This window comes from Paenibacillus sp. 10L310 (genome assembly GCF_056395745.1).
Genome location: NZ_JBFTKC010000009.1, coordinates 167990 through 182047, shown reverse-complemented (window position 1 = coordinate 182047; position 14058 = coordinate 167990). Strand labels below are relative to the sequence as shown.

The 14058-nt window shown below is 44.5% G+C and carries 6 protein-coding genes; all 6 read left to right on the top strand.

Annotated elements, in window-relative coordinates; genetic code table 11:
- Positions 1-48: 48 nt before the first annotated feature.
- The 6 genes from AC1DE7_RS19685 (at position 49) to AC1DE7_RS19660 (ending at position 13955) form a co-directional block, all read left to right on the top strand.
- Complete coding sequence (locus tag AC1DE7_RS19685; RefSeq protein ID WP_477535016.1) at positions 49-1626, top strand: extracellular solute-binding protein; 1578 nt, start codon at positions 49-51, stop codon at positions 1624-1626.
- 313 nt (positions 1627-1939) lie between these two features.
- On the top strand, positions 1940-3457 hold the full coding sequence (locus tag AC1DE7_RS19680) for a sensor histidine kinase (RefSeq protein WP_477535015.1): 1518 nt from the start codon (positions 1940-1942) through the stop codon (positions 3455-3457).
- A complete protein-coding gene (locus tag AC1DE7_RS19675) occupies positions 3457-5067 on the top strand; it encodes a response regulator (RefSeq protein WP_477535014.1) in 1611 nt (536 codons plus the stop codon). The genes AC1DE7_RS19680 and AC1DE7_RS19675 overlap by 1 nt, the downstream gene beginning before the upstream one ends.
- 97 nt (positions 5068-5164) lie before the next feature.
- Positions 5165-7396: an FAD-dependent oxidoreductase gene (locus tag AC1DE7_RS19670; RefSeq protein WP_477535013.1), complete on the top strand. Its 2232-nt coding sequence runs from the start codon at positions 5165-5167 to the stop codon at positions 7394-7396.
- Positions 7397-7413: 17 nt separating this feature from the next.
- The gene (locus tag AC1DE7_RS19665; protein WP_477535047.1) at positions 7414-8622 is read left to right on the top strand and encodes an SGNH/GDSL hydrolase family protein; all 1209 of its coding nucleotides are present in this window, start codon (positions 7414-7416) and stop codon (positions 8620-8622) included.
- A gap of 269 nt (positions 8623-8891) precedes the next feature.
- Positions 8892-13955: a golvesin C-terminal-like domain-containing protein gene (locus tag AC1DE7_RS19660; protein ID WP_477535012.1), complete on the top strand. Its 5064-nt coding sequence runs from the start codon at positions 8892-8894 to the stop codon at positions 13953-13955.
- Positions 13956-14058 lie beyond the last annotated feature (103 nt).

Here is a 14058-nt window from a genome sequence, read left to right as displayed (position 1 = left end):
CTTATTACGGGGAAACCGTGATAATATACAAGCAAAGGAGAGGTCAATATGCAGCGTAAAAAGATTTCATTTGCTATTCTGTCGGCAATCTTAGGACTTGGAACGCTTTTGTCAGGATGTGGGGGGAATGAAGAAGTTACATCGACAACTTCGAGTAATTCGCAAGGGCAGTTTGCAACCAAAATGAAAATCTCAATGTTTAACCAAGGCACTTTTAATGCTGCTGCTCCGGTACCTCCACGTGATGAAGATATTCAACGCCAAATGTTGGAAGAAGAGATGAACATCGACTTGGAGATGATGATTCCTCAGGCTGGTCAAGCAACAACCAAACTGAATACACTCATTGCAGGCGGGGATATTCCAGACTTGATCTTTTTGAAAAGTCGTGCTGATCTTGCGCAATATTACGACCAAGGAGTTCTTGCGGATTTAACACCGTATTTGGACCAATTCCCTGAACTACAGAAACGATTTGGCACCGACTCATGGGAGGCAATGTCCTATCAAGGGAAGATCATTGGAGTTCCAGGCTATGATAATGTAAACGGTATCAGTCGAAGCTTCTTCATCCGCAACGATTGGCTGAAAAAGCTGAATATGGAGGTACCAACGACACCTGATGAGTTGTTCGAAGTTATGAAAGCCTTTACAGAGAAAGATCCGGATGGGAATKGAAAAAACGATACGTACGGATTCATCGGTGGTATGAATAAAGAAGGCAATCTGCAAACCTATGGCTTTGATAGCTTGATGTGGATGTTTGGCGTCAATCCTCCTTCAGCCGTTGAGATAAAAGATAATGAACCGGTATTTCTGTTTATCGATCCCAAAATGAAAGAGGCGCTTGCTTACATTAATAAAATGATGGCAGCCAAGGTGGTTGACCCGGACTGGGTGACGATGAATTCGCCTGATCTGTTGGACCAAAAGATGTTTAAGGGTAGAGTTGGCTTCATGATTAGAGATGCTCGCAGACTGGAGCCGGACTATCAGCAGAAAATGAAAGAAATTAGTGGCGAGGTGCCGGAATGGATCGTTATTCCTCCGATGAAAGGTCCTTACGGTGATCAAATTGTAGAGAGAAAATCATTCCAAGGTAATTCATGGGCCATATCCGCAAAAGCGGACGAGGATAAAATCATTCGGATCTTGTCCATGCTGAATTATCTCTTTACGGATGAAGAAGCTTATCCAAACTTTGCATACGGAATCAAAGGCATCCATTGGGATGTTGTAGACGGCAAGATCAAAAATAAAACCTCCGAATTATCAAAGGAAATGAAAGAGAAGTACCTGTGGGTCGATCATTATAGAATGCCACGCCGTGGTGATGATGCAGAGTACTTCAGCTTCCAGAATCCGAAGACGGCGGAAGCTTTCAAGGACAATCAGCAATATGTGGGGCCAACGCTGCCCGGAAATTTATTGACCCCTGACCCTAGCGATACCTTGGATGCTGACCGCACACGTTTCATTAATGAAAGCTTGGTTAAATTTATGACGGGCAAAGAGCCTCTTTCCAACTGGGACAATTTCCTCCAGACGCTGGATACCAAGTTTGACATGCAGAAATATAAGGAAACAGCAATCCAGCAATTTAAAGAAGCCGGCCTTATCAAGTAAAAATAAACGAAGAGAGTGGCTATTCGTAGCCCCTCTCTTTATTAGCATATGCTATTCTTAGTTTAAAACGGAACTAAAAGGAAGATGATGGATGCGAAGAAGAATCAGCTTGCCTTTAAAATTATTTTTTATCGTGTTTGCCTTTGTATTAGGCTGCATCATCTTGATAAGCCAATTGTCTTATCGCTATGTCCAAAAGGAAATAAGAACCAATGACATTTTTTACACCAATCAAATATTAGACAAGGTTGACCAGTATTTTACCGTTAATTTTTCCTCCTTCCAGACAATTCTCTTCTCAGTTGAAACATCAGTGAAAGCCAACATTAACAATACCGAAGTGATTAAAAAGCAATTAAGGGAGCTGTATGAACTCAACAGTATTTATGTCAGTAATATTTATTTGATCAAAAGTGATTTATCCATTCTGGGTGGAAGTACACCTACTCGAATATTCGATGAACCTTTATCTGAAAGAGCACCTTTATTTGATGCGGCTGACAAGAATAGAAGGACTACCTTTGTGAGTGAACCTTACAAATCGAAGTATTCCGGCTGGACCGTTACGATGGTTCGATATCTGAACGGTGCTCCGTTTCCTATGGCCATTGCGGTTGATTTGGATCTAAATGCCATTGAGGAAACCTTGTTCAAGATTAATAAACAGGAACAAATGAATCTGGCTCTGATCACTGCGTCAGGTAAGATCATTGCCGGATTTTCTGAAAATAAAGGACCTCTGAATATTCAAGATCATTCTTTTTCGATCGGAGAGACGTCAGCGGAAGAAATTCTGGATACAACAGAAACAAACCTTCAACTGTATACCAACGATGGTATTCCGGTCTCCCTTTTGAAAAAACCAACGGAGAAATTCAACTGGACCATCATTTCGATCAACGATGAATCACGCTTAAAAGCAGCGTTGTCCAGATTGGAAACCTATTACCTCGAGCTTCTCGCTGCAGGTCTTATTTTAAGTTTGTTCATTTCTTTTTTGGTTGCCAAATATATAAGAAAACCACTTTATACRCTCAAAACAAAAATGAAGCAGGTGGAACAAGGCATCCTTACAACAACAGTTACGATTAATCGAAACGATGAGTTTGGCGATCTTTCACGAGCATTCGATCGTATGCTTCAGCAAATTGTTGAACTGATTCGCCGAGCTGAACTTCATAATGAACTTGAGCGGAAGCTGGAAATTCAGGTGTTACAGTCTCAAATTAACCCTCATTTTCTGTATAACACACTTGGTTCAATCAGCAATGTGATACGTCTCGGACAAATAGAGAAAGTAGATGTGGTGATCGGGTCGCTCATTTCATTATTGGAGTATGGGATAGACGATGCATCTGAGAAGGTTTCCCTACGCCAGGAATTACGCAATGTTGCGGACTATATCGAGATCCAGAACATTCGGTATAACCGAAACTTCAACTTGATTGAAATTATCGAAGCAGGACTGATGGATTTCCCAGTTTTCCGGATGCTACTGCAGCCCCTTGTCGAGAATAGTATCTTCCATGGTTATAACGGAGGGGGAATTGAGGGGCCAATTACGATTCATGCATACAGGGAGGAAGGCATCGTCATCATCGAAGTTGTTGATCAAGGTGAGGGAATTCCAGCTGATAAAATAAAGCATATTTTAATCTCAGAACCGAGTGAAGAGGAAGTAAAAAGAAAAAGAATCGGGCTGAACAATATTCATGGGCGAATAAGACTCCACTACGGAAATCAATTCGGGTTGGATATCATTAGCATACCTAAGGAAATAACCCGTATACGCGCTGTATTCCCGGCAGAATTGCCAAAAGGAGATGCATAATGGGGAGAGACTATACCTGCTTCATTGTTGACGATGAAGACCTGATCATTCAACGATTGGAATTGTTTTTTAATGAGCTCTCTCATAGGGATAGACGTTTTGTTCTGGTGGGAAAAGCGAATAATGGGCTGAATGGGATCGAGGAGATCATAAAACTTAAACCGGATATCGTCATATCCGATATTGTAATGCCGCGAATGGACGGAATCTCCATGATTGAGCAGCTCAAGGCGGAGCTCCCCCATACCCAATACATACTGCTGACCGCCTATTCATCCTTCGAATACGCTCAGCGAGCGATTCAAGCCAACGTATTAGAGTACATTGTAAAGGTTCCGCTGCGGGAAGCCGATTTGAATCGAGCGTTGGATAAGGCAGCCGGAATTTTAAATGAGTTTGAGAAAAAAGAGGCGGAGTTTCACTCATTAAACGTATCCGTGCTTGAAAATAAATACAGAGTCCGCAAGCAATTTTTTAACGAATTGATCCGAGGTGAAATTCCTTCTCATCGGGCATCGGATTTTGCCAATCGCATGCAGTTTCATTTCTTTCAAGCCAACTATTGCTGCTTCATCGTTGAGATGAATACGTATGAAAGTTTCCGAAATGAATACGCGGCCGCAGATCAAAACATCTTGAAGTATGCGATAACAAATATCATCGAAGAAACGGTGATGAATGGTAGCAGTGGCGTAGCTGCGGATCTCTCCGATAATCGTTTTATTGGCTTTTTATCTTGGGAAAATAACCGCAGTGATATGGAAACGGAATATGCTTGTTTATCCTTGGGAGGGCAGATCATCTCTCATTTGCATCAATATTTGAATAAAAGGGTATCTGTCGCTTTTGGAAGTCCACACCGAGGTTGGGAATCGATCAAACAGGCGTACACGGAAGCTAAAAATGTGAGTGAGGATTTCTATTATCATACCGAAAAAGTCGTAAAAACACCGATGCATCGGTTCCAATACCATAATGACAAAAAAGCAGATTTTCAACAGAAGCTGGCTGATTTTCTTATACGGCTGAAGAGGAAGATTTCCAAGGAAGAGCTGGATAATGCACTTGCCGATCTGTCGCAATTTGTTACGGACCATAAAATTCACAAGTCTATCATGGCGCCAATGATTAGAGACTTGTACAGAGACATTACCGTGAAGTTTAAATCAGGGAATAAGATGGCCACGGAAGTTCCAGACTTCCCCATGGAATTTATGGCTTTTCAGGAGCAACTCGCCTATATTGGCGACTTCACATTCGAATACGTGCATGCGGGCCAACTGTTACATCGTGCAGAAATTATGAGTGCTATGCATTATATAGAGACAAACCTGAAACAACGCTTAACGCTGGAGGCAATTGCGGAGGAAGTGAATTTAGCGCCATCGTATTTTAGCAGTTTATTCAAAAAAACAATGAACGAAGGCGTGATTAGCTACATTAACCGTAAAAAAATCAACCTCGCTCTAGAGTTGTTAAATGTCCGGGATTATTCTTTATTGGAATTGTGCGAGGAGGTAGGTATCGTCAATGAAGGGTACTTTTGCAAACTTTTTAAAGAATATACGGGGGATACACCTAAGCAATATCGGATAAAAATGACACGGTAGGAATTCAAATAAGGATACAAAAAAATGTATGATTTTTTCGCGAAATCCTGTAAAAAAAAAGGGGTCAAAACCATTACCATGATAGGAGCATCTAATCATGGAGGTTATCAAAATGGAGCTTATGAAATCAGATGTAACCGTCATAGGTGGAGGAATTGCCGGGATATGTGCTGCCATTGCTGCCGCACGCCAAGGTCTGCACGTTTCACTTATTAATGATCGACCGGTTCTGGGGGGAAATGCGAGCAGCGAGGTCAGAGTTCACATTAACGGGTCTGCATATCTCGGAAATAGTCCATCCTATTATGCTCGCGAAGGCGGGTTGGTGGAAGAACTCAAACTGAAGATCTTTCATTATAATCCGTTATACAACAAAAAACTTATGCTTTCACTTTCGGATACGGTCTTGCTTGACATGGTGTATGATGAGCCCAACATTTCTCTATTTCTGAATACATGTGTGCATGAAACGGGCATGGAGAACGGCAGAATTCAATGGGTGGAGGGCCTTCAATTGGCTTCCGAAAGAAAATTTCGTTTTGAAAGCCCAACCTATATCGATTGCTCCGGTGATGGAATTGTTGGATACCAAGCAGGTGCTCACTTCCGATGGGGAAGAGAGGCGAAGCATGAATACCAGGAGGAGCTCGCTCCAGAAGTGGCAGATCATTACACGATGGGTGATACGATTCTGTTTCAAGCCCGTGACGTAAACTATTCCGTTCCTTACAAAAGGCCAGGCTTTGCGTATGATATTACGAAGCTGGAGTTTTTTGATAGTATCAAAAAAGGATTAAACCATCGATCTTTTCCAAGGAAAATCAACGGGCTTGGCGGATTGTGGTGGCTGGAATACGGCGGACATATGGATATTATCAAGAATAATGAAGACATCGCATTGGAACTGCGGAAATTGGTATACGGGATATGGGATTATATCAAAAATAGCGGTGAGTTTGATGATGTAGACAACCTTATCCTGGATTATGTATGCCCGATTCCGGGAAAGCGGGAGTCGAGACGTTTTATAGGGGAACACATGCTGTCTCAGAACGATCTTACAGCAAAGACTCATTTCGAAGATGCGGTATCCGTCGGAGGTTGGTATATGGATCTGCATGCAAATAAAGGCATCTACGATGAAGGGCCGGCTACCGCGTGGAACTTTGTTCCGGGATTGTATAATATCCCTTTTCGCAGCTTATTTTCACGCAATATTCCTAATCTCATGTTCGCTGGCCGTAATATAAGCGCTACTCATGTGGCTTTTGGGTCTACAAGGGTGATGGCAACTTGTGGTTGTATGGGGCAGGCGGTAGGAACGGCTGCTGCGTTAAGCGTAAAATATGATACAGACCCTGCGGCCATCGTCAAAGCGCATATGGGTGAGCTTCAGGCGCAGTTGCTTCGAGACGGGCAAACAATTGTAGGCTTCCAAGAGCCGTTAGATCCTTATTTTGCTGACGAATTAACGATACGTGCATCGTCTCAGCGAAGCTATGAACAACTTCATCCAACCGAAGAGATCTCCTTGGAAAAAGCGTTATGTTTGGTCTTGCCGATCCAGACATCCGTAGCAGAAAGCGTGCAGATCAAAATTAAAAATAGTTCCGAGCATTCGGAAACGTTGCAAGTGAAGCTGTTTGGCGGGGATCGAAAGGAAAACTATATTCCCACCAGCGAGCTGAAGGGCTACAACTTGGTGATTTCAGCGGGTCACGATGACTGGATTACACTGGACCTCAACTGCAAGAAGCCAGCAGACGACAAAATCTACATCGTATTGGAAGGTACGACGGGCCTTACTGTACAGAGCAATGAGGAGAAAATGACAGGAGCGGTGAGCTTCCTTTATAAGCCGGAAGAGCCGTCCAGACTGAAGAAGCTTAACAAGAGCATTTGCTTCAAGGATCTAAAACCATCCCAGGATATGTATAATCCCGCGAATGTCGTCAACGGCTTCTCCAGACCTTATGGTCTGCCTAACGGCTGGATTTCTGAACGTACGGAAGGACAGGAATGGTTGGAATTTGGTTTTGCAAGCCCCAAGAATCTGGATGAAATCCATCTTGTTTTTAATTCGCAGCTGAATTTGGAGCATTTCGACGATCCAATCGAGTCGTTGATTCAAGATTATGATGTGACTTTAACTTTGGAAGACGGAACCGAGAGTGAAATTAAAGTCCGTGGGAATTATCTTTCGTTGAACAAACATCAGGTGTTTGCACAAGGTGTAACCCACATCCGGTTTGATTTCTGTGCAACGTATGGTTCGCCTTATTATGAAGTGTTTGCTGTAAAACTTTATGCTCCTAATAACGCTAAGTGAGGGCGGGTGAAGTCGTGATGAAGGAATTTTTCCCACGAAGAGGGCTACCTAATGTCATTCAGAAGTTGGAAAATGGAGAAACCGTGACCATCGTTTATTTCGGCGGTAGTAATACACGTTCGAAAGGATATAGGGTCATGACGGCGGATTGGTTGCAAGGGCAATATCCCCATGCCGATATCCACGCTGTGAACGCAGGCATTGATGGGACAGGATCGGACCTCGGCTGCGCCCGTTTAGAGACAGATGTGCTTCGTCATCAGCCTGATCTCGTATTTGTTGAATTCGTTGGCAACGATGGCGGAGTTCCCGAATCCAAGGCGCGGATCGAAGGCATTGTCCGACAGATTCGCAAGCGCAGCCGGTTTATCGATATCCTGTTTGTATATACGATCAAGGAGCGGGATTTGACCTCATTTCAATCCGGCGAATACCAGAAGGGCGCTCTTATGCAAGAGGAAGTCGCCGACTATTACGGCATTCCTTCGATTCATCTGGGCGTAGCGGTCAGTCAATTGGTTTCGGATGGAAAGCTTATTTTTACTTCAAGGGCAGACGTATCCATCCCCGGAGCAGTTATTTTCACGCATGATTCGATCCATCCAACGATCCCCAAAGGACATCAGATTTACACCGATACAATCACCCGGTCGTTTGAGAAAATCAGAGAACTTCGAGATCACGTGGGAAAAGTCGAACATCACTTGCCGCAGGACCCCTTGGTCCCGGCCAATCCTTGGGAGTATGCAACCATGTTGCCACTGGATCGTCTTACTCATTTTTCCGCAGGGTGGTCTTACATGACCTCTGATGATTTTCCTTTAGTACGTGAGTATGATTGGTTGTTCCCCGGATTATGGCGAGCAGTTGATGCCGGAGAGGCGATCACAGTGGAGTTTGAGGGAACCCACATCGGCTTATTTGATATCGGGGGGCCGGATTCTGGCCGATTGAAGGTGTCGGTGGATGGAGGAGAACCCTTCCTTATTGATCGATTCACGCTCTACAACGATCATAATAGAAATCAATATATTTTCTTGCCGGAGCTAACAAATGGGAAACATACAGTTCTCTTCGAGATCGATCACGAGAAAACTGACAAAGCGGCCGTGTTTGAGGCAAGTGGCAATGAACGAGGTATGGAACATGTTCGGCAACATCCAGCTTGGTATGATCAAACCGTCATTCAGCTTGGAAAGTTGTTATTGGTGCAGCCGCCTTTATAATTGATAAGTCCTCTTGCAACACTTGGAAGACCTATATTCTATCTGACTGCTACTGAGCAATCAATTAGGATGTAGGTTTCTTTTTTACTTAAAATCGTATAAGAAATTCTTAAAATGAAAGAAATATCACCGTAATCTAACATGCTAAGATAAAAACGACAGAGCGGGATTAGGCAGAAGGGAAGGTTAAGTGCTTTTTTACGATCATTAGAGCAAAAGGTAACTCATTTTTGGAAGCGTTATCATTATGAGGAGAGGCTGTGAATTGTATGGTCAAAAGGAAGCTGTTTTTCTTCATCGTTTTCATGTTGACGGTCGTAGTTCCTTCCAGCCTGATCGGAATAAGGACCGCTTATGCGGAGACCTTACCTTATCAGACGATTATCATCGATGACGGGAGTATCAAGATCAATGATGTTGTGACACCTGATGCGGGTAACAAGAACAATGGATATGCGGCTCCAAATTGGACTACAAGCACAGGGGTGAAGGGGTATGATCTTTCCAGCACCAAATATACGAGTACAGCAGGCAGAACGATAACATGGAATCCACGCTTAGAAGAAGGAACGGCGAAAATATCGTTCTATAAGCTGGATTGGGCGGATAAGGCTGATAGCAATGTAAAAATCGAAATTGTTCATAATGGAACAACGGATGTAGTCTTTATGGATCTAAGACCCTCATCTGGCGCTCCAGCAGGGTGGGTTGATTTGGGAGAGTACTATTTTTCTGGAGTTGGTGAAGAATTCGTTCAATTGACCCGTTCTACCGGCACCACAAACACGATCCTTACACGCGCGGATGCGGTCAAGTTCGAAGGGAATATAACGCAGAAAGAGCCACATAAGACAATCATCATTGATGATGGGAGCCTCACAATTGATCATGTCGTTACGGTTGATTCCGGCAACGCTAATAACGGATTCTCCGCTCCATATTGGAGCACAAGCGCGGGAGTGAAGGGATACAATAATTCCAGTTCCAAATTTACAGACGCTGTAGGTAGAAGCATCACCTGGAATCCACGCTTGGAAGCAGGGACGGCGAGGATATCGTTCTATAAGCTGGATTGGGCGGATAAAGCAGACAGTAATGTGAAAATTGAGATTGTTCATAACGGGATTACGGATGTTAAGTTTATGGATCTAAGACCTTCGTCAGGTCCATCGGTTGGATGGGTGGATCTGGGGGAGTATGAGTTTAGTGGTGATGATAGCGAATTTGTCAGGCTGACTCGAACGCAGCCTTCTACGGGTACAATTATTACGCGGGCTGATGCAGTCAAGTTCGAGGGGAATATCCGTCAACAAGCACCACCGCTCCCCCCGCTAAGAAGCCGTACCTTAGCGAATCTCAGTTACACAGAGAAAGGCAGCATCGAAAATGCGAACTATAAGGCAACCTTCTATGAGGCAGCATGGGATGAAGGTAAATCCATCGTTCGTGACATGTTCTACAAAAACACGGAGACAGGGAACTGGGTTCCAATCAATAATGAATCGGAAAGACTTGAGGAACAATGGGTTCTATTGGACGGGAACGCGGGCAGCCGAACCAATTACTACGATACGATGAACAAACGCTGGATTACATTCGACGGGGTCCATTTTCCAGACAGCCAGACGGCGGTATTAACCGATTCTAGGCATGGCAGTGATTACTATTTTGAAGTGAACTGGTCCATGGCAGGGGATAAACCAGATGTTTCTTTTGCCTTTACACCTCGCCGCGACGGCAATTATGTGATTGGATATCAGTCCTTCACAACAGAGGCAGTCTCGGGCATCAATGAAGTGTTAAATGGATTCAGGTCACATGCCAAAATGGTAGGTACGGTGGAATCAACAAGTTTAAGAGAGCTGAGCGCTCCGATGAGCCTAGTTGAGAAAAAAGATGGTTCGGGAAATCCATTAACGTATGGCGTATTTGTACCTACGACAGAGCTTCCGGTTGAATTTGAACCGACGGGAGGTGTGACGAAACAACGGCTTGGCATGAGCCTGGTCAACAACGAAGGCAGTGTGCAACCCATCCTGTATGCCCCTCAATTAGGGACTTATTCACAAATGACCGCAGAAAGCACGTATCAATTTCATATGGGGCTAATCGCTCAAAAAAGCAATCTATATGAGTCCTACGTGGATATTCTTCGCAATGAGTACGATTATTCGGCATACCGGGAAAATGTGTCAGATCAGTCGCTTACTGACGCGATGTTTAATATGATTGATCTCCTTAAAATTGAGCCGCAAGGGGACGACTCTGTGAATTATGTCCCATCACCCAGCGGGTGGTGGAGCCGTGCCAAGGGTTTTATTGATATCGAAAACGAGGATAGCGTCCGAACAAGCTCAAATGCGGTTCTTTTGGGGGCTTACTATTTGACTGGAGATGACCAGCTATACGATACGAGAGCACTGCCGTCCGTCCAGTATGGCGTATCGCGAAACGGTATCGGTTGGTCGCCAACGCAGAAAAAAGTATACGGTGTGCCTTCGTTATGGAAAATGGCTACTCTGCCGTTTGATGTTTCAAGTGTCACCGCTGTTCACCAGATGATGGGCACTACAGCTGGTATTGGGGCGCTGGCACAGGAAGAATACCTCGTACGTGACCCGGATCAGAAAGACCGCGGGCCTGTCATTCAGCCCCTGATGATGTATCGGATGACGGGAGATGCACAGTATTTGCAAGCTGCGAAGGATGCAGCCGACAGTTATATCACGCAACATATCGATACGCCTGCATCCGTCGATGTGAGTAAAAATGAGTTCATTTATTATTACAGCAAGCTGTGGATGGAGATCTTGGAGCTATATGAGGAAACTCAGGATCCCAAATACTTGGATGCCGCCTATAAGGAAGCCAAACGGTATGCAACCATGTTTGTTGCTCGTCCAGTTCCTGAAGGTAACGTTACGATTCCTCAGCCGGAGACATATAATTACGCGGAGTCGTTCCATTGGCCGGAAAGTGGTAAATTTCAATATCCTAGGCTTAAGCTTCCCGAAGATATTGCCGGAGGCGTTCAAGCGGAGCGTTGGCTTGTTTCACCGAGCGGACTGACGTTTGAAGCAGGAAGTACAACCGGTTATTATCGGATGAATGCTCAGGAAGCTCCATTCATGCTGAGATTGTCGCTTTATACAGGGGATGAACTGCTGCAGGATATTGCTCATAATGCGGTTATTGGACGATATTCCAGTTATCCAGGTTATTATTATAAAGGCTTCGCCGTTAGCCAACTTGAACCGGACTTTCCTCTGGAAGGCCCAAGCGGGGCTACATCCATCTATTATCACCATATCCCTGGGCAACTCGGGCAAACGATGGATTATTTGATCAGCGAACAATCATTAAAATCGAACGGGAGCATTACGTTTCCTTCCGTATTTGAAACGAATTTTTTATGGTTCAAATATCACCTCTATGGGAATAAACCAGGTCAATTTTATGGTAACTCCGACGTTTGGCTATGGATGCCCAAGGGGATTATTAAGACCAATCATCCTCAATTAAACTGGATAACGGGTGAGAGCGGGGATAAATTTTACATCGGATTAAGCAATGCATCGTCTGAAGAAGTTCAGACTCCGATTGAATTGAATGAACATATCATTGGATTCGACCCGGCACAGGATTATAACGTAACGATCATCCGCGACAATGGTACACCAGAACAAGCAGTTATGAGTGGTGGAATCATTCAAGCCACGGTTTCAGGCAAGGGCATCACCGCGATCATTGTAGAGGGACTTGATATTGATGTACCGCTGCATCAGGTCAGAACGGCAGATACATCGGATGCAAGTTATTTCTTTGATACCCACAGTCCAATTGATGCGGTTAAAGGCATGCTGATCGTTAAGCCCGACGAAACAGTTTATGATGCTTATGTACAGGCCAAAACAACGAAACCAGCGACAATCCATTATTCATTGGATGGCGGAGCTACGTATACGACTATACCCGATACGATATACCCGATGGAATGGTCGATACGAGTGGATGATTTATCCCAAACCTTTACGTATTACGTGGAATCGGACGGGAAACAGACCAACAAGCGTACACTTTATCTGCCTGATCAGGTAACGGAAACTCCAGTCCAACCCGATGGGCAGGATAGTTCATCCATCATCGTGGATAATACGGAGGCGGAGACAGAAGGCGTCTGGATAAGGGATACGACGGCTAACGATTATTATTATGATAACTATGTGTATGCCAAATCTACGACCGGCACAGCGACAAGTAAAATGAGATGGCGGCCTGAGCTGCCGGAAAGTGTCACTTACAGTGTGTATTACAAGATTCCGCAAATCACTGCAACGAGTGAAAATTGGGCTACAAATGCCTCATTTACCGTTTATTATAACGGGGGCTCCGAGACGGTTACCGTTGATGAGACAACGGCGAATGGTACTTGGGTGCACCTAGGGGATTATCCTTTTGCTGCAGGTGATAGCGGGTACGTGGAACTAACCAACAAGGCCAACAAGTCCAGGGTCGTTGCCGATTCGATCATGTGGGTGGACGCGAACCAGATACCGCAATTGGAGTCTGCTGTGATCCTGTCCGATCGGAACGAACTGCAGATGACTCAAACCGCACAACTGAATGTAACCGGTTATTTGGATAACGGTTTGGTCGGTGATCTTACACAAGCCGATGTGCAGTATTTCGTTGATCGTACGGATCTTGCCGAAGTGAATAGCAGTGGGGTGTTGACCCTTCTTAATCTTGATGGGAACACGGATCACATTGAGGTATGGGCTACTGTTACGATTGACGGAGTGACCTTAACCACACCACCTTTGAACATCACGATCAGGGACTTAACGGTTATCGTCGATAGCACAAATACAACTGGGTTATACACGACAGAAGGGTCATGGAGCCAAAGCAATTTAGCAGGATACAAAATTGGGGTTAAATCCCGCTATTCAACAGTTCAAGGCTCATCAGCAACGTGGAAAGGCGAGTTTCCAGAAGGTAAATATACGGTCTCGATCTATAAACTCGTCCATACGACAGCAAACGATAACAATGTCAAAGTGGAAGTGAAACATAAAGCGGGTACCGAGGTCACCTATATCGATGCAACGACCGGATCATCGGGTTGGGTTAATCTGGGGACGTTCGACTTTACGGGCGACGGCAGCGAGTATGTCCGGTTAACCAGAGTTACGCCTACAACGGTAGACCCACCAACGCTTCCTGCGGATATGATCTATACGAGGGTTGACGCAGTTATGTTCGAACGGCATTCCGATGATTCGGAGCCGCTTGCCAATGAGGCGCCAGTTGAATCGACACTTTCTGAATAAGGGCAGTGGTTTATGAATGGAAGTGGAACAACGGTACGTGATGTTATACAAATGATTGCAAAATAACGTTAAGAGCCGAGTGGATCAAAACGATCCATTTGGC